The following is a 20073-nucleotide window of genomic DNA, read 5'->3' as shown; positions in this document are numbered from 1 at the left end:
CGCGGGGGTCCGCGACCTCACCGGTGCGGGCGACGCGTTCGCGGCGGGTTGGCTCGCGGCCAGGATCGGCGGGGCGGATGCCACGGCGGCCTGCGTCGCGGGGCACGCCCTCGCGGCATCCGTCATCTCCTCGCCGGGCGGAGACGTCGGCACCCGCGGTTGAGCCGGTGGCGCGGTACGAGGCGCCGTCCACAGCCGCACCGCGCGTGCCCGAACTCCCAGCGCATCCACGTATGCTGCAAGGCGGCCCGCGAACTCCGGCGACGGATGACGCCGCTGCGCGCGCTGCGACAGGAAGACGACATGAGCGACACCCAGACCACGCCCGGCCCCCGCGCCGCCGCACGTGCCGCCGAGCGAGCGGCCGAGCGCGCCGCCCGCACCGGCGGCATCCCGACCACCCCGCGCCCCGACGCCCCCGCTCGCGACCACGGCTCCGCCGACCACGACCGCCCGGCGCGCCGCAGCCCGTTCGGCCGACGCGGTGAGACGCCGGTCGGCCCGCGCGCGACGTTCCGGCAGCTGCTGCCGTTCATCTTCGAGCACCGCCCCGTGCTCGCGCTCGTCGTCGTGCTCTCGATCGTGGGCGCGCTGGCCACGCTCGCCCAGCCCCTGCTCGTCAGTCGGGTCATCACGCTGGTCGAGGCGGAGGACCCGCTCAACGGCCTCGTCTGGGCCCTCATCGCGCTCGTCGTCGTCAGCGCGATCATCACCGGCTACCAGCACTACCTGCTGCAGCGGACGGGCGAGGGCGTCGTGCTCTCGAGCCGCCGACGGCTCATCGCGAAGATCCTGCACCTGCCCATCAGCGAGTTCGACGCGCGCCGCACGGGCGACCTCGTGTCGCGCGTCGGCAGCGACACGACCATGCTTCGCGCGGTGCTCACCCAGGGCCTCGTCGAGGCCATCGGCGGCAGCGTCACGTTCATCGGCGCGCTGATCGCCATGCTGATCCTCGACCCGGTGCTGCTCGGGCTCACGGTGCTGGTCATCACCGTCGCGATCACCGTCGTGACCCTGCTGTCCTCGCGCGTCCGCGACGCCTCGCATGCCGCCCAGGCCAAGGTCGGCGACGTCGCGGCGTCGGTCGAGCGGGCCATCACGTCGGTGCGCACCATCCGAGCCGCGGGCGCCACGGAGCGCGAGGTCCGCGACGTCGAGCGCGAGGCCGAGGGCGCGTGGTCGATGGGCGTCAAGGTCGCCCGCATCTCGGCCCTGATCGTGCCCATCGCGGGCATCGCGATGCAGGTCTCGTTCCTCGTCGTGCTCGGCGTCGGCGGGTTCCGCGTCGCGTCGGGCGCGATCACCATCGCGAACCTCGTGGCGTTCATCCTGTTCCTGTTCCTGATGATCCTGCCGCTCGGGCAGGCGTTCGGCGCCGTGACCTCGGTGAACCAGGCGCTCGGCGCACTCGGCCGCATCCAGGAGATCCTCGACCTCCCCGACGAGGACGCCCGCGACCGCGAGCTCGCCGCACGGGCCGTGATGGTCGGTCCCGCCAACGAGGGACTGCTCCCGCAGGCGCCCGCGATCGAGTTCGACGACGTGCACTTCGCCTATGCGCCCGCCCGACCCGTCGACGCGACGGAGGGCGACGTGGACGGCGAGCGGGACGCCACCGCGCCGGCCGTCGCACGCGATCGTGGACCCGTCCTCCGCGGCGTCTCGTTCCGCGTCCCCCGCGGGCAGCGCATCGCGCTCGTCGGTCCCTCCGGCGCGGGCAAGTCGACGATCCTCTCGCTCATCGAGCGCTTCTACGACCCGAGCGTCGGCAGCGTCCGCATGGGCGGGCTCGACCTGCGCTCGCTCGACCGCGTCGAGCTGCGCGCCCAGGTGGGCTACGTCGAGCAGGACGCGCCGGTGCTCGCGGGAACGATCCGCGACAACCTGCGCCTCGGCAGCCCGGACGCGACCGACGCCGAGTGCGTGCACGTGCTCCAGGCGGTCAACCTCGGGTCGGTGCTCGAGCGCGACCCCGCGGGGCTCGACGCCCAGGTCGGCGAGAACGGCATCATGCTCTCGGGCGGTGAGCGCCAGCGCCTCGCGATCGCCCGCGCTCTCCTCGCGGCGCCGCCGATCCTGCTGCTCGACGAGTCGACCTCCTCACTGGACGGCGTGAACGAGCGGATGATGCGGGAGGCCATCGACGCGGTGGCCGCCGGCCGCACGCTCATCGTGATCGCGCACCGGCTCTCGACCGTCGTCGACTCCGACCGGATCGTCGTGCTCGATGAGGGCCGCGTGATCGGCGAGGGCACGCACGGGCAGCTCGTGGAGACGGTGCCGCTGTACCGCGAGCTCGCGGAGCACCAGCTGCTGGTCTGACCCGCCCTGGTGGGAGCGGAGCGCCGCTCCGCGGTGCGGTGGTCAGGGCGCGCCCCGACGCGCGGTCGGTGCGGGCGCGGATGCCGCGGGTGCCGGCCGTTCGTAGCGTCACCTCCATCGTGCGCACCACGCCGTCCGGCGGGCGCACCATCCCGACGGAGGATCACCATGACCATGCTCGACACCCCCAGGAGCCGCACCCGCGGCGCGACTCCCCTGCGCGACCTCGCCGGCGTACTCGGTGCGCCGGACCACGACTCGATCGACGCGCCGCCGCCGGGCCCCGACTTCGACGCGCTCCGCGCGCGCATCCAGGCCTGGGTCCGCGAATGGGACACGCAGCGACTGCCCGCCTTCGAGCCGGCGCGCTCGGTCGCCCCGGCCGGTGAACGGCACAGTTCGCTCCGCGCCGCGCCGACGCGCGCAGACGGATCCGTGCGCCTCTCGGCGAGCCTGTACGACCCGCCGAGCCGTGGCGGAGAGGCCCTCGCCTGGACCCGCGACTGGGCCACGGCGGCCGTGCTGCCGCCGGCCCCGGCCGACGGCCGGCTCTTCTACCGGTTCCGCGCAGGCGGCCGCCTCGTGCTCGACGGCCGCGCCGACACCGCGCTCGCCTCGACCCGCGTGCATGTCGGGGTCTCCCCCGACGTCGGCGCGGCCGGCCCCTTCGACGCCCCGGAGTTCATCGTCCCGGTCGTGCGCCCGCTCGTCGGGGTCGCCGCCGGCGAGGACGTCGACGCGCGCGCCGAGCACGAGTTCGAGGGCTCGGTCGCCGTGCGCGCCGGGATGTCGCCGGTCGTCGGCATCGTGCTGGGCGCCGACGTCGTGTTCCGCGACGGGTGGATGCGGCTGCACGAGGGGTCGAGCCTGTGGGCCGGAGCACCCGGAAGCGGTCCGACGGGGTCGATCGAGGTGCGCTTCGCGCCGGACGCGCTGCTGGAGCTCTTCGGCGGCTGAGGCCGGGGCGCACGGCCGCACCGCGGCGACCTCGCGCGCGGCGCGGCGGCGTACGCTCGCCGCATGGGACGCTTCGCCGTGGTGCTGCCGATCGAGCCGCTCGCGACCGGTGACCGCTTCCCCGTCTCGGCGTGGCCGCTGCACGTGACCGTGGTCGAGCCGTTCGAGACGCCGCTCGCCGCCGCGGCGATCGCGGAGCTCATCGGGCCGGTGCTCCGGGGTCGCGGCTCGATCGATGCCCGTGCGGTGGATCGCGCGCGGTTCGGCCGCCGCCACGACGTGCCGGTCACGCTGCTGCGCGACGACGGCCCCCTGGGCGCCATGCGCACGCTCCTCCTCCGGGCCCTCCGGGAGGCCGACGTCGACGTCGCCCGCGCGCGACTGGACTTCCGGCCCCACGTCACCGACGGGGTGCACGGTTCGGTGCCGCCCGGCCGCACCGTCCGCCTCGACCAGGTCGCGCTCGTCGACCTCCGCCCGCCCGAGGGGCGCGCACATCGTTCGGTCGCCGCGACCTGGCACCTCCGCGACGACGGCTGAGCCGGCCGGCGGATCAGGCGGGCCCGGGGCGTCCGGCGCCGACCACGGCCGTACCGGTCTCGGCCGCGACGGCGCCGCCGTCCGCGCCCTTGCGCCACGGCCAGCGCCCGGAGATCTCGACTTCGAGCGACCAGCTGAGGAACGTGCGGATGAGGACGATGAGCGCGAGCACGCCCACCGACTCGAGCGTCGGCTCGACGGCGACGGTGCGGATGATGTCGGCGGCGACGAGCAGTTCGAGGCCGATCAGGATGCCCCGGCCGAGCACGCGGCGGAACCGTGCGTAGACGGGTCCCGCCCGTCGCAGGCGGCGCACCGCGGCATCGACCGACGCCACGAGGACGCCGACCACGATCGCGATCACCCCGAGCACGTCGATCACCTCGCCGGCACCGGTGATGAAGGGCCCGAAGTCCATGTCGCCTCCCGGCGCCCACGGTAGTCCGGGGCCGGCGGGCACCACCGGATCGCGACGCGCGTGGCGCGGGACCGACCGACGCCGCGGCCCTGCAACGGGGGCTGACGGCATCGGCGCGCCCGGAGGAGAATCCGGCTGACGCCTGACGAGGCGGTCAGGCGCAGCCCCCACGGGCTGGACAGCAGATCCGGAGGTCCACCATGCGTCTCATCCCGATCGTCTCCGCCGCAGCGCTCGCGGTCGCCGCGTCGCTCGCCCCGGTCGCCGCACAGGCCGCCGGCAGCACCTACACGGCGCAGCTGAGCGCCGCGAACGAAGTCCCCGCGAACGCCTCGATCGCCCGCGGAACGGCGGTGTTCCGGCTCTCCGCCGACGGCAGCGAACTGGAGTACCGGCTGATCGTCGCCAATCTCGAGAATCCGATCGCGTCGCACATCCACCTGGAGTCCGCGGGCGCCAACGGTCCGGTCGTGACCTTCCTCTACGGCCCGGCGGTGCCGGGCTCCGGGCGCACGAGCGGGGTGCTGGCGACCGGCACGATCACCGCCGACGACCTCATCGGGATGCTCGCCGGCGAGCCGCTGAGCGCGCTGGTGGAGGCGATCGAGTCCGGCGGAGCCTACGTCAACGTGCACACCAACGACGGCGTCGGCGAGCCCAACACCGGCCCCGGCGACCTCGCCAGCGGTGAGATCCGCGGCCAGATCGGCTGACCGCCCCGGGTGCGGACCGAGGCATGCGGATGCCGCGGACGCGGTCGCCTTCCCGTGCGACCGCCGCCCGCGGCATCCGTCCCCGTTGCGCGCCCCCGGCGCGCGAACGCCGGTCGTCACCCACCCCTGGGCGACGACCGGCGGTCGGATCGCTACGACACCTGCTGGTTCAGGTGGTAGCGGAGGCTTGCGAGCTCGGCGCGGAGCGCCGCCGGCACGCGGTCGCCGAACTTCGCGAAGTACTCCTCGGTGAGCTCGCACTCCGCCAGCCACGTCGAGGGGTCGACCTCGAAGAGCTGCTCGAGCGCGTCGTCCGAGATCTCGATGCCGTCGAGGTCGAGCGCACCCTCGGCCGGGAGCAGCCCGATCGGGGAGGCCTCGGCCTCGGCCGTGCCCTCGAGTCGGCCGACGATCCACTCGATCACGCGCGAGTTCTCACCGAACCCGGGCCAGAGGAACGTGCCGTCGTGGCCCTTGCGGAACCAGTTGACCTGGAAGATCTTCGGCGCCCGGTCTCCGAGCACGCGGCCCATCTTGACCCAGTGACCCCAGTAGTCGGCCATGTTGTAGCCGCAGAACGGGAGCATCGCGAACGGGTCGCGGCGGAGCTCGCCGACGGTGCCCTCGGCGGCGGCGGTCTGCTCGGACGAGATCGTCGCGCCCATGAACACGCCGTGCTTCCACGAGCGGGCCTCGGCGACGAGCGGGACGTTCGTCGCCCGGCGACCGCCGAAGAGGATGGCGTCGACGGGCACGCCGTCGTGGGCGTCCCAGTCGTCGGAGATCGACGGGCACTGGGCCGCGGAGACCGTGAAGCGGGAGTTCGGGTGCGCGGCCGGACGACCGGAGGCCGGCGTCCAGTGCTCGCCCTGCCAGTCGGTGAGCTCGGCCGGCGGGGTGTCGGTCAGCCCCTCCCACCACACGTCGCCGTCGGGCCGGAGCGCGACGTTCGTGAAGATCGTGTTGCCCCAGAGCGTCTGCACCGCGGTCGGGTTCGTCGACTCGCCCGTCCCGGGCGCGACGCCGAAGAAGCCGGCCTCGGGGTTGATCGCGTAGAGCCGGCCGTCGGCGCCGGGACGCATCCAGGTGATGTCGTCGCCGAGGGTCTCGACCTTCCAGCCCGGGATGGTCGGGCGCAGCATGGCGAGGTTGGTCTTGCCGCACGCCGACGGGAACGCGGCGGCGACGTGGTAGACCCTGCCCTCGGGCGAGGTGACCTTGATGAGCAGCATGTGCTCGGCGAGCCAGCCCTCGTCGCGGGCCATGACGCTCGCGATGCGCAGCGCGAACGCCTTCTTGGCGAGCAGGGCGTTGCCGCCGTAGCCGGAGCCGTACGACCAGATCTCGCGCGAGTCGGGGAACTGGACGATGTACTTGGTCTCGTTGCAGGGCCATTCGACGTCGTCGCGACGGTGTCCGACCCCGTCGACGAGCGGGTAGCCGAGCGAGTGCACGGTGCGCACCCACGGCTCGCCCGTCTCGATGAGGCGGTACACCTGCTCGCCCATGCGCGTCATGATGCCCATCGAGAGCACGACGTACGGGGAGTCGGTGATCTCGACGCCCAGCTGGCTGATCTCGCCGCCGAGCGGACCCATCGAGAACGGCACGACGTACATCGTGCGTCCCTTCATCGAGCCGGCGAACACGCCGTCGAGCTCCTCGCGCATCGCGTGCGGATCGCGCCAGTTGTTGGTGGGCCCCGCATCCTCCTCGTACGTGGAGCAGATGAAGGTGCGGTCCTCGACGCGCGCGACGTCCGACGGGTCGGTGCGGGCGAGGTAGCTGTTGGGACGCCACTCGGGGTTCAGCTTGATGAGCTTGCCCTCGGCGAGCAGTTGACGGGTGAGGACGTCGGCCTCGTGCTGGGAGCCGTCGCACCAGACGATCTCGTCGGGCTGGGTCAGCGCGGCCACTTCGGCGACCCAGGCGCGCAGCGCGGGGTCGGTGGTTCCGCGGGGGCGGTCCACCGCGTCCGCGGCGGGTCCGGAGGCGTTGACCGAGAAGTCGGAGATGGTCATCGTCTTCCTTTCGTGGAGTCGACCGGCACCGTGATCCGGTGGCGTGATTCCAGTCTGAGTGAAGACCTGACGACCATGCGGCCGATCCGAGCGTTAAGAATGGGCGATCTTTCGATATTCTGAAGCCATGAAGCTCGGCAGCCCCGACCTCGCGACCCTCGGCCACCGCATCCGCCACTTCCGGACGGAGCTCGGCCTCACGCTCGACCAGCTCGGCGATCGCGTGGGGCTCGCCGGCAGCCAGCTCTCGCTCATCGAGAACGGCCGGCGCGAGCCGAAGCTCTCGACGCTCGACGCCATCGCCGCGGCACTCGACGTCGACCTCTCCGACCTGCTCGCGCGCGAGGCCCCGAGCCGACGCGCCGCACTCGAGCTCGAGCTCGGCCGGGCCCAGGCGAGCCCGCTGTACGCCGCCCTCGGCCTGCCGAGCATCAAGCCCACGCGCGGGATGGGCGACGAGTCGCTCGAGGCGATCGTCGGCCTGCACCACGAACTGCAGCGCCGGGCGAGCGAGGCGATCGCGACACCCGAGGAGGCGCGCCGCGCCAACACGGAGCTGCGCGAGCGCATGCGCGCCCGCAGCAACTACCTCCCGGAGATCGAGCAGCTGGCCGAGGAGCAGGTCCGCGCCTCCGGCCACCGCCAGGGCGCCCTGACCCATCGCGAGGTCAGCGTGATGGCCGAGCGCCTGGGGTTCCAGCTCATCTACGTCAGCGACCTCCCCGATTCGACCCGCTCGATCACCGACCTCGCGAACGGGCGGATCTACCTGCCCCCGGCGTCGATCCCGGGCGGGCACGGCCTCCGCTCGATGGCCCTCCAGGCGATGGCGCACCGCCTCCTCGGGCACGAGCCCCCCGCGAGCTACGTCGAGTTCCTCTGGCAGCGGCTCGAGATCAACTACTTCGCCGCCGCGTGCCTCATGCCGCAGGAGGCATCCGTCGCCTTCCTCCAGGACGCCAAGAAGGACAAGCGCCTCGCCATCGAGGACTTCCGCGATGCGTTCGGCGTCACGCACGAGGCGGCGGCGCTGCGCTTCACGAACCTCGCGACGAGCCAGCTCGACATGACGGTGCACTTCCTCCGCGTGAACGGCGACGGCGCGCTGCTCAAGGGCTACGAGAACGACGAGCTGCCGCTGCCGAAGGACGTGACGGGATCCATCGAGGGCCAGTGGGTCTGCAAGAAGTGGAGCGCGCGCACGGCGTTCGAGCAGACGAACCGCACGACCGAGAACTACCAGTACACCGACACGCCCGTGGGCACGTTCTGGTGCGCCACGCAGACCGGCCGGACGGATGCCACGGAGTTCTCGATCACGGTCGGGGTGCCGTTCAACCAGGCGAAGTGGTTCCGGGGGCGCGAGACGTCGGTGCGATCGGAGTCGCGCTGCCCGGACGAGTCGTGCTGCCGCCGGGCGCCGGACGGGCTCGCCGAGCGATGGTCGGGCCTGGCCTGGCCGAGCGCGCGGCTGCACGCGCACGTGCTCTCGCCACTGCCGTCGGGAACCTTCCCCGGTGTGGACGACGCCGAGGTCTACGAGTTCCTCGAGGCCCACGCCGGCGAGTAGGGCGACGGCTCCTCGTCGGTCGGGGGCCATTGCAATAATGTGTGACGCACAGTACAGTGCGATGCATGGGCACGGATGACACGACGGCGGGCCACCTGCAGGAACTGCGGCGCGGCACGGTCGTGCTGGGCTGCCTCGTGCGGCTGCGCGAGCCCGACTACGGCTACGCCCTGCTCGAGGCGCTCAACCGGATCGGCATCACCGTCGACGCGAACACGCTCTACCCCCTCCTGCGACGCCTCGAGAAGCAGGGGCTGCTCACGAGCACCTGGAACACCGACGAGGCGCGGCCGCGCAAGTTCTACCGAACGAGTCCGGCCGGCGACGAGCTCGCCGGCGTCCTCACCGCCGACTGGAAGAACATCGACCGGGCCCTCGCCCGGCTCACCTCGGGAGACGAACGATGACCACGACGCCCACCCTCACCGACCGCTACGTCTGGGCCGCCGCCCGCACGATCCCGGAGTCGCAGCGCGAGGAGTTCGCGCGCGAGCTGCGCGAACGCATCGGCGACGACATCGACGCGCGCCATGCCGCCGGCGCCGAGCACGCCGACGCCGAGCACGCCGCGCTCGTCGAGCTCGGCGACCCGGCCGCGCTCGCGGCCGGCTACGTCGACCGCCCGCTCCAGCTCATCGGCCCCCGCTACTACCTCGCCTGGAAGCGGCTCGTGACCATGCTGTTCGCGATCGTGCTGCCGATCGCGCTGGCCGCGATCGTCCTCGCGCAGGCACTCGCGGGCGCCGACGTCGGGCAGATCCTCGCGAGCGTGCTGGGCACCGCCGTCCCGCTCGCCATCCAGCTCGCCTTCTGGCCGACGCTCGTCTTCGCCCTGGTCGAGCGCTCGCCACGACCGGCGCCCGCGCCGACGTGGAATCCCGACCACCTGCCGCAGGTGCGGGACCAGGCCCGAGCCGGTCGCCTCGGCGACCTCATCGCCTCGGCCGTGTTCCTCGCGATCTTCGCCGGCCTCATCGTCTCGCAGCAGACGGCGTCGCCGTTCGTCGACGCCGCGGGCGACCCGATCCCCTTCCTGGACCCCGACCTCTGGTCGTTCTGGATCCCCTGGTTCCTCGTGGTGCTCGCGCTCGAGGTGCTCTTCGCCGTCGCGATCTACGCCTGGGGCTGGAACTGGTGGCTCGCCTTCGCGAACCTGCTGCTGAACCTCGCGTTCGCGGTGCCGGCGCTCTGGCTCTTCGCAACCGGCCGGCTGGTGAACCCCGAGTACCTCGCCGAGATCGGCTGGCCGTGGGGCGACGCCGGAGACACGGTCACGACGATCATCGTCATCGTGTTCGTCGCGATCGCGGTGTGGGACGTCATCGACGGCGTGGTCAAGACCGTGAAGGGGCGCGGCGGTTCCGCGCTCGCGATCGGCCGCCTCTGAGCGTCGCGCGGCGCCTACTTCGGCTGCATGCGGATCGCGCCGTCGAGACGGATCGTCTCGCCGTTCAGCATCGGGTTCCCGATGATCGACCGGACGAGCGCGGCGTACTCCGCGGGGTGCCCGAGGCGCGACGGATGCGGCACCTGCTGCTCGAGCGAGGCGCGCACGTCGTCGGGCATGCCGGCCATCATCGGCGTCTCGAAGATGCCGGGTGCGATCGTCACGACGCGGATCAGGAGCTTGGACAGGTCGCGCGCGATCGGCAGGGTCATGCCGGCCACCCCCGCCTTCGACGCCGAGTAGGCCGCCTGGCCGACCTGCCCGTCGAAGGCTGCGACGGACGCGGTGTTCACGATGACCCCGCGCTCGAGGGTCGCCGGGCCGCCGGCCACGCCGGCGGAGACCGGCTCGGTCGACGCCATCGCGGCCGCGGCGAGCCGGAGCACGTTGAACGTGCCGATGAGGTTCACCCGGATGGTGCGCTCGAACGCGTCGAGCGGGGCCGGGCCCTCACGGCCGACCGTGCGGTTCGCCGTCACGATCCCCGCGCAGTTCACCGCGACCCGCAGCGGGGCGAGGGCGGACGCCGCGGCGACCGCCTCGGCGACCTGCGCCTCGTCGGCGACGTCGGCCGGCACGAACCGCGCCTGGTCGCCGAGCTCGGCCGCCGCCTGCTCGCCGCGCGGGCCGGGCAGGTCGACGAGCACGACCTGCGCGCCGCCCTCGGCGAGGGCCTGCGCCGTCGCCCGCCCCAGCCCGGACGCGCCTCCGGTGACGATCGCCGATGCTGCGCTGAGTTCCATGTGGTTCCTTCCTTCGGTCCGTTCGGTTCGGTTCGGTTGGCGTGCGGCACCGCGGCATCCACGGCGGCGTCGCGCGCGCCGACCCGGCACGCGGCCGGGACTCGTCAGACGCGCTCGACGACGTAGGCGTTCGCCATGCCGCCGCCCTCGCACATCGTCTGCAGGCCGTACCGCCCGCCGGTCGCCTCGAGGTGGTTCACGAGCGTCGTGAGCAGCCGGGTGCCGCTCGACCCGAGCGCGTGCCCGAGCGCGATCGCGCCGCCGCGCGGGTTCATCTTCTCGGGGTCGGCGCCGGTCTCGGCGAGCCACGCGAGCGGGACGGAGGCGAACGCCTCGTTCACCTCGTAGGCGTCGATGTCGTCGTGCGCGAGCCCGGCACGTTCGAGCACCTTCGCGGTCGCCGGGATGACCCCGGTGAGCATGAAGAGCGGGTCGCTGCCGACCACGGTGAACGCGCGGAACCTGGCGCGCGGCTCGAGTCCGAGCTTCTCGGCGGCATCGGCGCTCATGATCAGCGCGGCCGAGGCGCCGTCGGACAGCGGCGACGAGTTGCCGGGCGTGACCCGCCACTCGACGTCGGGGAAGCGTTCCGCCAGGCGGTCGGTGCGGAACGCCGGGTTCAGGCCCGCGAGCGACTCGACCGAGGTGCCCGGCCGCACGGTCTCGTCGACCAGTCGGTCGACGCCCGCGACCGGCACGAGCTCGGTCGCGAAGGCGCCCGACTCCCCAGCCGCCGTCGCGAGGGCGTGGGAACGCGTCGCGAACGTGTCGAGCTCGTCACGCGAGAAGCCCCACTTCTGCGCGATGAGCTCGGCGGAGACGCCCTGGCTGACCAGTCCCTCCGGGTACCTGGCGTGCACGCGCGTGCCGAACGGGTCGGCGCCGGCGGCGCTCGAACCGAGCGGCACGCGGCTCATCGACTCGACCCCGCACGCGACGATGATGTCGGCCTGCCCGGCGAGGATCGCCTGGGCGGCGAAGGTCGCGGCCTGCTGGCTCGAGCCGCACTGCCGGTCGATGCTGGTGCCGGGCACGTGCTCGGGGAACCCGGCCGCGAGCACGGCGTTGCGGGTGACGTTGTACGACTGCTCGCCGATCTGGCTGACGCATCCGCCGATCACGTCGTCGATGATGGCGGGGTCGAGGTCGTTGCGGTCGACGATCGCGGTGAGCACGCCGGCCAGCAGGTCCACGGGATGGACCGCGCTCAGCATGCCCCCGGGCTTGCCCCGCCCGACGGGGGTGCGGACGACGTCGACGATGACGGCTTCGGTGCTCATGCCCCCAGCCTAGGTCCGCGCGCGCGGCCGACGGCACGGCGGTGGAATGCGAGCGGCCGGCCCGCGGCATCCGTCGGTCGAGTCGGATCGCCGCGGGCCGGCCGTGCGCAGGATGACGGGCGGTCAGCCGACCTCGGCGACCTCGGGCACGGCCGCCGGGGCGACCTGCTCGATGCGCACGGGCTCGCGCTCGGGCAGCACGAGCGGGTGCGTGCCGGCCATCGCCTCGATGACGCGCACGACCTGGCACGAGTAGCCGTACTCGTTGTCGTACCAGACGTAGAGCACGACGTCGGTGCCGTCGGCGATCGTGGCCAGGCCGTCGACGATGCCGGCGCGGTGGTTGCCGACGAAGTCCGTCGAGACGACCTCGGCCGACTCGATGTAGTCGACCTGCTGACGCAGCGGCGAGGTGAGCGAGACCTTGCGCAGGTAGGCGTTCAGCGTCGCCTTGTCGGTCGGGCGCTCGAGCTGGAGGTTCAGGATGGCGAGGCTCACGTCGGGCGTGGGCACGCGGATGGCGCTGCCGGTGAGCTTGCCCTCGAGCTGCGGGAGGGCCTTCGACACCGCCTTCGCGGCGCCGGTCTCGGCGATGACCATGTTGAGCACCGCGGAGCGGCCGCGACGGTCGCCCTTGTGGAAGTTGTCGATGAGGTTCTGGTCGTTCGTGAAGGAGTGCACGGTCTCGACGTGGCCGCGGGAGACGCCGTAGGCCTCGTCGATCGCCGCGAGCACGGGCGTGATCGCGTTCGTGGTGCACGACGCGGCCGAGAGGATGCGGTCGCCCGCCTCGATGTCGCCGTGGTTGATGCCGTGCACGATGTTCTTGATCGCGCCCTTGCCCGGGGCGGTGAGCAGCACGCGGTCGACGCCGGTGGACTCGAGGTGGCGGCTGAGGCCGGCCTCGTCACGCCAGCGGCCGGTGTTGTCCACGACGATCGCGTCCCGGATGCCGTAGGCGGTGTAGTCGATGGTGCCCGGGTCGTCCGAGTAGATGACCTGGATCAGGGTGCCGTTGGCGAGGATGGTGCCGGCCTCCTCGTCGATCGTGATCGTGCCCTGGAAGGGGCCGTGCACGGAGTCGCGGCGGAGGAGGCTGGCGCGCTTGGCGAGGTCGTTCTCGCTGCCCTTCCGGACGACGATGGCGCGCAGGCGCAGGCCCTGCCCGCCGCCCGCGTGGGCGATGAGGATGCGCGCGAGGAGGCGGCCGATGCGGCCGAAGCCGTAGAGGACGACGTCGGTGCCCTCTGCGGCGGGCTCGCCGGCGTCGACGAGGACGGGCGCGAGCTCGGCGCGCAGGAAGTCGACGAGGTCGGTGCCCTCGGGCGCCGCGTGGAAGCGGGAGACGAGGCGCGCGACGTCGATCGACGCCGGGCCGGGGGCGATCTCGGCGAGCGCCTCGAGCACGCGCATGGTGTCCTCGAGGTCGAGCTCGACGTCGCCGGCCTGGCGCGCGAAGCGGTGCGCCTTCAGCAGCTCGACGGCGGAGCGGTTGATGAGCCGCCGGCCGTGGATCGAGGTCACGACCCCGTGCCGGCGGTACAGCCCGCCGATGAGCGGGATCATGCGCTCGGCGAGCTCCTCTCGGGCGATCCAGTCCTCACGGCGGGCGTCGAACTCGTGGCTCACGACTCTTCCTCTCAGCCGCGGGGCGGACCACGTCGGCCTGGTTCGGGTCACGCGCGCGGGTGGGCAGCGTCGACCACGGGGGTGTCCAAGGGGATGCCCCGATGATATCGCCGGCCGAGGTGGATGGCCCCTGTACACGGCGTCGCGTGACGCGGTGTGCGCAGGCCGCGACGTCGAGCCGCGTGTCAGGCGGCGAGGTCGTCCACGAGCGCGATGTCGTAGATCGCGATGCGCTGGGGCACGCCGTCGAACGCCTCGGCCCGGGCGTCGGAGGCGACGTAGGCGGCCTCGAGCTCGGCGAAGGCCTCCGCGTCGCCCGGCGCGCTCACGGCCCAGACGAACTGGTTCGCCTCACGCAGCCCGTAGGCGAACTCGATCGTGAACCCGGCCTCGGGTCGCACGCGCGGCATCCACTCGCTCCACCAGGCGAGGAAGGCGTCGTACTCCCCCTCGACGAGCGTGTACCGGCGCAGCTGGATCGTCTTCACCCGAGCCATCCTGCCGCATGCCCGTCGAGGATGACGCCGTCGGGGCGGGCTATACTCGCTCCGTCCAGGCGCCGCGATCCCCGACGTCGCGCACCGGCGCCGGCGCTCGGAAAATGGGCGCGAAGCGACCCGCCCACGGCGGGCCCCGCGAGGCACATACGGAACCTGCCATCCGTCACCGTCTCGAAAGGCTTCCGCATGCCCACCGTCTCCGCGCACGTCGCCCGCACGCTCGCCGCCCACGTCGACCACGTCTTCGGCGTCATGGGCAACGGCAACGCCTGGTTCCTCGACGCGCTCGAGCGCACGACCGGCGCGACCTTCACCGCGGTCCGGCACGAGGTCGGCGGCGTCGTCGCCGCCGACGCGCACTTCCGCGCCTCGGGCCGGCTCGCCGCCGCCACGGCCACCTACGGCGCCGGCTTCACAAACACGCTGACCGGGCTGGCCGAGGCGGTGCAGGCGAAGGTGCCGCTCGTGCTCGTCGTCGGCGACGAGCCGACGTCGGGGCCGCGGCCGTGGGGCGTCGACCAGATCGCGCTCGCCTCGGCGGTCGGCGCCCGCACGTACACGGTCGGGCGCACGGATGCCGCGGCCACGATGAACATCGCGATCGAACACGCCCTGGCCTACCGCGTGCCCACCGTGCTCGCCATCCCGTACGACGTCGCATCGCTCGAGGCCGGACCCGTCCCCGACGCGCCCGGCCCGGCCCTGCCGGCCGCCGTCGAGCCGCAGGGCCCGTTCGCCGCCGAGACGATCCGGGGCATCGCGGCGGACCTCGCCTCCGCCGAACGACCGCTCCTGATCGCCGGTCGCGGCGCCTGGCTCGCGGGCGCAGGACCGGTGCTCGGCGAACTCGCCGACGCCACCGGCGCACTGACCGCGACGACGGCGCTCGGGCGCGGGCTCTTCCCGGACGCACGGTACGACCTCGGCGTGACGGGCGGCTTCGGTGCGGAGGGCGCCATGGCGGCCGTCCGCGAGGCCGACGTGGTCGTCGTCTTCGGTGCGTCGCTGAACCAGTTCACGATGCGCTTCGGCGCGCTCTTCTCACCCGGGACGCGCATCGCGCAGGTCGACGTGGCGGCCGCCGCGACGCATCCGCAGGTCGGGGCCTTCGTGCGCGGCGACGCGGCACTCGTGGCGCGGGCGCTCGTGGACGCGTGGTCCGCACTCGGTGCGGCGCCCTCGGGGTGGCGCGAGTCGGTCGACGTCGCCGCCCGGTGCGCGCACGAGCCGGGCGTCGGCACCGTGGCCGCCGACGGCCGCCTCGACCCGCGCAGCGTCGCCACCCGCCTCGCGGAACTGCTGCCGGAGGACCGCGTCGTCGTCTCCGACGGCGGTCACTTCATCGGCTGGGCGAACATGTACTGGCCGGTCGCGTCTCCCGAGCGCATGGTGATGGTCGGCACCGCCTTCCAGTCGATCGGGCTCGGGTTCCCCAGCGTCGCCGGCGCCGCGGCGGCGCGACCCGATGCGACGATCGTGCTGACGACAGGCGACGGCGGCGGCCTGATGGCGATCGCCGACCTCGAGACGGCGGTGCGGACCGCCGGCGGCCGGGGCGTCGCCGTGGTGTGGAACGACGCCGTGTACGGCGCGGAGGTGCACGTGTACGGGCGGATGGGCCTGGCCGAAGGCCCCATGCGCATCCCGGAGGCGGACTTCGCCGGGCTCGCGTCGGCGCTCGGCGCGGAGGGCATCGTGGTGCGCGAGATCGCCGACCTGGAGCGCCTTGCGAGCTGGAGTGCCGAGCCCGTCGACGAGCGCCGCTTCCTCCTGCTCGACTGCCGCGTCTCGAACTCGATCGCGGCGCCGTACCAGGAGGAGATCCTGCGCGTGAACTCGCCGGCGATCGACTGATCGCCCCGCCCTGCCGGGTCCGATCGTATATGATCGCGGATACGACAGCGCTCCGCGTCCCGGTACGATCACGGAGGACGCTCACGACGAAGTGGAGGCCCAGTGCCAGACCAGTCACGCATCCGCGAGATCGCCGACGAGCTCGTCGCCGCCGACCGCGACCGCACCACGGTCCCGCTCCTGACCGCCCGGGAACCCGACCTGACCGTGGAGGACGCCTACGCGGTGCAGCACGAGTGGACGGAGCGGCGCCTCGCCGCCGGGGCGAAGCTCGTCGGCCGCAAGATCGGCCTGACCTCCAAGGTCATGCAGGTCGCCACGGGCATCAGCGAGCCCGACTACGGCGTCATCCTCGACGACATGGTCTACGAGTCCGGCTCGACGATCGAGTTCGACCGGTTCTCGAACGTCCGGATCGAGGTCGAGCTCGCGTTCGTGCTGGGCGCGCCCCTCGAGGGCCCGGGGGTCACGATCTTCGACGTGCTGCGCGCGACCGACTACGTGGTGCCGGCGCTCGAGGTGCTGAACTCCCACATCGAGCTCGAGGGCCGCACGATCGTCGACACCATCAGCGACAACGCCGCGATGGGGGCGATGGTCATCGGCGGCCGGCCCGTGAAGGTCGACGCCGTCGACCTGCGCTGGGTCGGCGCACTGCTCTCGCGCAACGAGACCATCGAGGAGTCCGGCGTCGCCGGCGCGGTGCTCGGCCACCCCGCGATGGGCGTCGCATGGCTCGCGAACAAACTCGCGCAGCACGGCCAGTCCCTCGGGGCCGGGGAGATCATCCTCGCCGGCAGCTTCACGCGGCCCATGTGGGTCGAGCGCGGCGACACCGTCCACGCCGACTACCACGACCTCGGGAGCATCTCATGCCGGTTCGCCTGACCCTGCCGCCGACCTTCGCCGCCCGGATCGACGAGGCCGACCGCCCGCAGGTCGGGATGTGGGTGTGCTCGGGCAGCGCGCTCATCGCCGAGATCGCGGCCGGCAGCGGCCTCGACTGGGTGCTGATCGACGGGGAGCACTCGCCGAACGGCCTCGAATCGATCCTCGCCCAGCTCCAGGTCCTGGCGGCGCACCCCGTGTCCCCGGTGGTCCGGGTGCCGTTCGGCGACCCGGTCGTCATCAAGCAGGTGCTCGACCTCGGCGTCCAGAACCTCCTCGTGCCGATGGTCGACTCGGCCGAGCAGGCCGCCGAGCTGGTACGGGCCGTGCGGTACCCGCCTGCCGGGATCCGCGGCGTCGGGTCGTCCCTGGCCCGGGCGTCGCGCTGGAACCGCGTGGAGGACTACCTCGCCGACGCCTCGTCGACGATCAGCCTCATCGTGCAGATCGAGTCGGCGGCGGCGATCGACGCGGTCGAGGCGATCGCCGCGACGCCGGGCGTGGACGCCCTGTTCGTCGGGCCGGCGGACCTCGCCGCCTCGATGGGGCACCTGGGGCAGCAGTCGCATCCCGACGTGGTCGAGGCGGTGCTCACCGCCATCCGAGCCGGCGTCGCGGCCGGCGTGCCCGTGGGCGTGAACGCGTTCGTGCCCGCCGATGCGGAGCGCTACCTCGACGCCGGCGCCTCGTTCGTCGCGGTCGGGGCGGACGTCGCCCTCCTCGCGCGCGCATCGGAGGCCCTCGCCGACCGGTTCATCGGGCCGTCGGGCGCCGCGGACACGGGGACGGCCGCTCCGAACGGCCCGGAGCGGTCGAGCTACTGAGCCTCGGCTCGGGGCGCCGAGCGCCGGCCTTGTCGACCATCGCATGATCGTATATGATTTCAGATACTGAGACGAGGGAGTCCATGACCGCCATCGCCACGCCCGGCAAGATCATCGCCGTGCACCTCAACTACCCGTCGCGCGCCGCCGAGCGGGGCCGCACCCCGGCGCAGCCGAGCTACTTCCTGAAGGCGGGCAGCTCGATCGGCGAGACGGGCGGCACCGTCGAGCGGCCGGCCGGAACCGAGCTGCTCGCCTTCGAGGGCGAGATCGCGCTGATCATCGGAGAGCCGGCCCGGCACGTCTCCCCCGCCGACGGGTGGGCGCACGTCGCCGCGGTGACCGCGGCGAACGACCTCGGCCTCTACGACCTGCGGAAGGCCGACAAGGGCTCGAACCTGCGATCCAAGGGCGGCGACGGCTACACCCCGCTCGGCCCCGTCGCGATCCCGGTCGACGGCGTGGGCCAGGGCGACTGGCGCGTGCGCACCTGGGTGAACGGCGAACTCGTGCAGGAGGACACCTCGGACACGCTCCTCTTCGACTTCGGCCGGCTCGTCGCCGACCTCTCGCAGCACGTCACGCTCGACACGGGCGACGTGATCCTCACGGGCACGCCCGCCGGGTCGACCGTCGTCGTGCCGGGTGACGTGATCGAGGTCGAGGTCGACGCTCCGAGCGCACCCGGCGCCCCCTCGACCGGGCGCCTCGTGACCACCGTCACGCAGGGCGAGTTCGAGTTCGGCGATTTCGGCTCCCGACCCGTCGTCGACGACGTCCAGCGGATCGAGGCCTGGGGGTCCGAGGAGGCGCACGCCGCCGCGGTGGCCGCGGGCCGGGCGACTCCGCTCGACGGCGCGGGCGCGGATCCCGCGGAGCGGCCCTTCGAACTCACCGACGACCTCCGCGCGGAGCTCTCCTCGGTCGCCGTGGCGACGCTCTCGGTGGCGCTCCGCAAGCGGGGCTACCACGACGTCTTCATCGAGGGCGTCTTCGCGAACCACCCGGGCGACCGCATCGTCGGGCGCGCCCGCACCCTCCGGTTCATCCCGGCCCGGCCCGACCTCTTCGCCGCGCACGGCGGCGGCTACAACGCCCAGAAGCGCGCCTTCGACACGGTCGGCGCGGGCGAGGTGCTCGTCGTCGACGCCCGCGGCGAGCGCGGCACCGGCACGGTGGGCGATGTCCTCGCGCTCCGCGCGAAGGTGCGGGGCGCCGCCGGCATCGTGACCGACGGCGGCGTCCGCGACTTCGACGCGGTCGCCGAGATCGGCATCCCCGTGTTCTCGCAGGGCCCGCACCCCAGCGTGCTCGGACGTCGGCACGTGCCGTGGGAGACGGACGTCACGATCGCCTGCGGCGGTGCCGCCGTGCAGCCGGGCGACGTGATCGTCGGCGACGGCGATGGCGTGATCGTGATCCCGCCGCACCTCGTCGCCGAGGTGGTCGCCGAGGCGGCCGCGCAGGATGCCGCGGACGCCTGGGTCGCCGAGCGCGTCGCCGAGGGCGAGCCGGTCGACGGCCTCTTCCCGATGGATCGCGTTCGGCGCGAGCGGTACGAGCGCGAGCGGGCGGCGACCGGCGATGCGGACGACGACGCGGTCGCCGGCGTCGAGGACGACGCCGAGGAGGAGGAGGAATGAGCGCCGAGAGCAAGTCGGAGCGCGCCTATCGCTTCATCCGCGAGCGCATCGACGACGGGCGCTACGTGCCCGGCTACCGGCTCGTGCTCGCGCAGATCGCCGCCGAGCTCGACGTCTCCGTCGTGCCGGTCCGCGAGGCGATCCGCCGACTCGAGGCCGAGGGCTTCGTCACGTTCGAACGCAACGTCGGTGCGCAGGTCGCGCTCATCAAGGAGACCGAGTACCTGCACACCATGCAGACGCTCGCGCTCGTCGAGGGGTTCGCGACGGCGATCACCGCGCCCCACCTGACTCCAGAGCACCTCGAGCGGGCCCGGGCCGTCAACGCCGAGATGCGCCGCACGCTCGACGACTTCGACCCGCACCGCTTCACCGAGCTGAACCTCGAGTTCCATTCGGTGCTGTTCGAGGGGTGCCCCAATCCGCACGTGCTCGACCTCGTCCACCGCGGCTGGAACCGCATGCGCGTCCTCCGCGACTCGTCGTTCAGCTTCGTGCCCGGCCGCGCCAGGGCCTCGGTCGAGGAGCACGAGCGCCTCGTCGACCTGATCGAGCAGGGCGCCGACGCGCGCGAGCTCGAGCTCGCGGCCCGCAGCCACCGCACCGCGACGCTCGACGCGGTCCTCGCCTACCAGGCGACGCAGAAGTCCGCCGCACCGGCATCCGCCCAGACCACCTGACCGAGGCGACCGCCGACGCGCCGCCCGCCCACGACCACCGG

General features: G+C 73.1%; 19 protein-coding genes. 13 read left to right on the top strand and 6 right to left on the bottom strand.

Going from position 1 to position 20073, the window contains the following annotated elements:
• From ABME01_RS15070 to ABME01_RS15055, 4 genes are all read left to right on the top strand, one after another.
• A partial coding sequence (locus ABME01_RS15070; protein WP_353829244.1) for a PfkB family carbohydrate kinase occupies positions 1 to 163 on the top strand: 163 nt, incomplete at its 5' end.
• A gap of 140 nt (positions 164 to 303) precedes the next feature.
• Entirely contained in the window at positions 304 to 2325 is a 2022-nt protein-coding gene (locus ABME01_RS15065) for an ABC transporter ATP-binding protein (protein WP_353829242.1), read from the top strand.
• Between the two features lie 168 nt (positions 2326 to 2493).
• Positions 2494 to 3282: a hypothetical protein gene (locus ABME01_RS15060; protein ID WP_353829241.1), complete on the top strand. Its 789-nt coding sequence runs from the start codon at positions 2494 to 2496 to the stop codon at positions 3280 to 3282.
• A 63-nt stretch (positions 3283 to 3345) separates the two neighbouring features.
• Positions 3346 to 3822: a 2'-5' RNA ligase family protein gene (locus ABME01_RS15055; RefSeq protein WP_353829240.1), complete on the top strand. Its 477-nt coding sequence runs from the start codon at positions 3346 to 3348 to the stop codon at positions 3820 to 3822.
• 13 nt (positions 3823 to 3835) lie between these two features.
• On the opposite strand, the gene ABME01_RS15050 is transcribed toward ABME01_RS15055, so the two are convergent.
• A complete protein-coding gene (locus tag ABME01_RS15050; protein WP_353829239.1) occupies positions 3836 to 4240 on the bottom strand; it encodes a DUF1622 domain-containing protein in 405 nt (134 codons plus the stop codon).
• A gap of 200 nt (positions 4241 to 4440) precedes the next feature.
• On the opposite strand from ABME01_RS15050, the gene ABME01_RS15045 reads away from it, so the two are divergent.
• Positions 4441 to 4953, top strand: coding sequence for a CHRD domain-containing protein (locus tag ABME01_RS15045; protein WP_353829238.1), 513 nt, complete (start codon positions 4441 to 4443; stop codon positions 4951 to 4953).
• A 152-nt stretch (positions 4954 to 5105) separates the two neighbouring features.
• Here the strand turns inward: ABME01_RS15045 and ABME01_RS15040 are convergent, their stop codons facing one another.
• Positions 5106 to 6974, bottom strand: coding sequence for a phosphoenolpyruvate carboxykinase (GTP) (locus ABME01_RS15040; RefSeq protein ID WP_353829237.1), 1869 nt, complete (start codon positions 6972 to 6974; stop codon positions 5106 to 5108).
• 127 nt (positions 6975 to 7101) lie between these two features.
• On the opposite strand from ABME01_RS15040, the gene ABME01_RS15035 reads away from it, so the two are divergent.
• The 3 genes from ABME01_RS15035 (at position 7102) to ABME01_RS15025 (ending at position 9931) form a co-directional block, all read left to right on the top strand.
• Positions 7102 to 8544 (top strand): helix-turn-helix domain-containing protein, encoded by a 1443-nt coding sequence (locus ABME01_RS15035; RefSeq protein WP_353829236.1) that lies wholly within the window; start codon positions 7102 to 7104, stop codon positions 8542 to 8544.
• 65 nt (positions 8545 to 8609) lie between these two features.
• The gene (locus ABME01_RS15030; RefSeq protein WP_353829235.1) at positions 8610 to 8951 is read left to right on the top strand and encodes a PadR family transcriptional regulator; all 342 of its coding nucleotides are present in this window, start codon (positions 8610 to 8612) and stop codon (positions 8949 to 8951) included.
• On the top strand, positions 8948 to 9931 hold the full coding sequence (locus ABME01_RS15025; RefSeq protein WP_353829234.1) for a hypothetical protein: 984 nt from the start codon (positions 8948 to 8950) through the stop codon (positions 9929 to 9931). Before ABME01_RS15030 ends, ABME01_RS15025 begins: the two co-directional genes overlap by 4 nt.
• Positions 9932 to 9945: 14 nt before the next feature.
• On the opposite strand, the gene ABME01_RS15020 is transcribed toward ABME01_RS15025, so the two are convergent.
• The 4 genes from ABME01_RS15020 to ABME01_RS15005 all read right to left on the bottom strand — a co-directional run bounded on the left by ABME01_RS15020 (position 9946) and on the right by ABME01_RS15005 (position 14131).
• Complete coding sequence (locus ABME01_RS15020) at positions 9946 to 10734, bottom strand: SDR family NAD(P)-dependent oxidoreductase (protein WP_353829233.1); 789 nt, start codon at positions 10732 to 10734, stop codon at positions 9946 to 9948.
• A 104-nt stretch (positions 10735 to 10838) separates the two neighbouring features.
• Entirely contained in the window at positions 10839 to 12014 is a 1176-nt protein-coding gene (locus tag ABME01_RS15015; RefSeq protein WP_353829232.1) for a thiolase family protein, read from the bottom strand.
• A gap of 123 nt (positions 12015 to 12137) precedes the next feature.
• Positions 12138 to 13643 (bottom strand): glyceraldehyde-3-phosphate dehydrogenase, encoded by a 1506-nt coding sequence (locus ABME01_RS15010; RefSeq protein ID WP_353829231.1) that lies wholly within the window; start codon positions 13641 to 13643, stop codon positions 12138 to 12140.
• A 185-nt stretch (positions 13644 to 13828) separates the two neighbouring features.
• Positions 13829 to 14131 carry a hypothetical protein gene (locus ABME01_RS15005; protein WP_353829230.1) on the bottom strand — a complete coding sequence of 101 codons (303 nt, stop codon included), beginning with the start codon at positions 14129 to 14131 and terminating at the stop codon, positions 13829 to 13831.
• A gap of 198 nt (positions 14132 to 14329) precedes the next feature.
• On the opposite strand from ABME01_RS15005, the gene ABME01_RS15000 reads away from it, so the two are divergent.
• The 5 genes from ABME01_RS15000 (at position 14330) to ABME01_RS14980 (ending at position 20032) form a co-directional block, all read left to right on the top strand.
• Positions 14330 to 15997, top strand: coding sequence for a thiamine pyrophosphate-binding protein (locus tag ABME01_RS15000; protein WP_353829229.1), 1668 nt, complete (start codon positions 14330 to 14332; stop codon positions 15995 to 15997).
• Positions 15998 to 16099: 102 nt separating this feature from the next.
• Complete coding sequence (gene hpaH, locus ABME01_RS14995) at positions 16100 to 16885, top strand: 2-oxo-hept-4-ene-1,7-dioate hydratase (RefSeq protein WP_353829228.1); 786 nt, start codon at positions 16100 to 16102, stop codon at positions 16883 to 16885.
• Positions 16870 to 17709, top strand: a complete 840-nt coding sequence (locus ABME01_RS14990; RefSeq protein WP_353829227.1) for an HpcH/HpaI aldolase family protein — start codon at positions 16870 to 16872, stop codon at positions 17707 to 17709. The genes hpaH and ABME01_RS14990 overlap by 16 nt, the downstream gene beginning before the upstream one ends.
• 83 nt (positions 17710 to 17792) lie before the next feature.
• Positions 17793 to 19352, top strand: coding sequence for a fumarylacetoacetate hydrolase family protein (locus ABME01_RS14985; RefSeq protein ID WP_353829226.1), 1560 nt, complete (start codon positions 17793 to 17795; stop codon positions 19350 to 19352).
• On the top strand, positions 19349 to 20032 hold the full coding sequence (locus ABME01_RS14980) for a GntR family transcriptional regulator (protein ID WP_353829225.1): 684 nt from the start codon (positions 19349 to 19351) through the stop codon (positions 20030 to 20032). Before ABME01_RS14985 ends, ABME01_RS14980 begins: the two co-directional genes overlap by 4 nt.
• The last annotated feature ends 41 nt before the right edge of the window (positions 20033 to 20073 follow it).

It is taken from the genome of Agromyces litoreus (genome assembly GCF_040496015.1).
Taxonomy (GTDB): domain Bacteria; phylum Actinomycetota; class Actinomycetes; order Actinomycetales; family Microbacteriaceae; genus Agromyces; species Agromyces litoreus.
Note: the sequence above shows the minus strand (reverse complement) of the source record. Positions and strands in the feature narration are given on the sequence as shown.

What these genes read in the sequence shown, in the direction of transcription:
- ABME01_RS15065 (WP_353829242.1), top strand. Translation starts at nt 304, where the DNA reads ATGAGCGACACCCAGACCACGCCCGGCCCCCGCGCCGCCGCACGTGCC.
- ABME01_RS15060 (WP_353829241.1), top strand. Translation starts at nt 2,494, where the DNA reads ATGACCATGCTCGACACCCCCAGGAGCCGCACCCGCGGCGCGACTCCC.
- ABME01_RS15055 (WP_353829240.1), top strand. Translation starts at nt 3,346, where the DNA reads ATGGGACGCTTCGCCGTGGTGCTGCCGATCGAGCCGCTCGCGACCGGT.
- ABME01_RS15050 (WP_353829239.1), bottom strand. Translation starts at nt 4,240, where the DNA reads ATGGACTTCGGGCCCTTCATCACCGGTGCCGGCGAGGTGATCGACGTG.
- ABME01_RS15045 (WP_353829238.1), top strand. Translation starts at nt 4,441, where the DNA reads ATGCGTCTCATCCCGATCGTCTCCGCCGCAGCGCTCGCGGTCGCCGCG.
- ABME01_RS15040 (WP_353829237.1), bottom strand. Translation starts at nt 6,974, where the DNA reads ATGACCATCTCCGACTTCTCGGTCAACGCCTCCGGACCCGCCGCGGAC.
- ABME01_RS15035 (WP_353829236.1), top strand. Translation starts at nt 7,102, where the DNA reads ATGAAGCTCGGCAGCCCCGACCTCGCGACCCTCGGCCACCGCATCCGC.
- ABME01_RS15030 (WP_353829235.1), top strand. Translation starts at nt 8,610, where the DNA reads ATGGGCACGGATGACACGACGGCGGGCCACCTGCAGGAACTGCGGCGC.
- ABME01_RS15025 (WP_353829234.1), top strand. Translation starts at nt 8,948, where the DNA reads ATGACCACGACGCCCACCCTCACCGACCGCTACGTCTGGGCCGCCGCC.
- ABME01_RS15020 (WP_353829233.1), bottom strand. Translation starts at nt 10,734, where the DNA reads ATGGAACTCAGCGCAGCATCGGCGATCGTCACCGGAGGCGCGTCCGGG.
- ABME01_RS15015 (WP_353829232.1), bottom strand. Translation starts at nt 12,014, where the DNA reads ATGAGCACCGAAGCCGTCATCGTCGACGTCGTCCGCACCCCCGTCGGG.
- ABME01_RS15000 (WP_353829229.1), top strand. Translation starts at nt 14,330, where the DNA reads ATGCCCACCGTCTCCGCGCACGTCGCCCGCACGCTCGCCGCCCACGTC.
- ABME01_RS14990 (WP_353829227.1), top strand. Translation starts at nt 16,870, where the DNA reads ATGCCGGTTCGCCTGACCCTGCCGCCGACCTTCGCCGCCCGGATCGAC.
- ABME01_RS14985 (WP_353829226.1), top strand. Translation starts at nt 17,793, where the DNA reads ATGACCGCCATCGCCACGCCCGGCAAGATCATCGCCGTGCACCTCAAC.
- ABME01_RS14980 (WP_353829225.1), top strand. Translation starts at nt 19,349, where the DNA reads ATGAGCGCCGAGAGCAAGTCGGAGCGCGCCTATCGCTTCATCCGCGAG.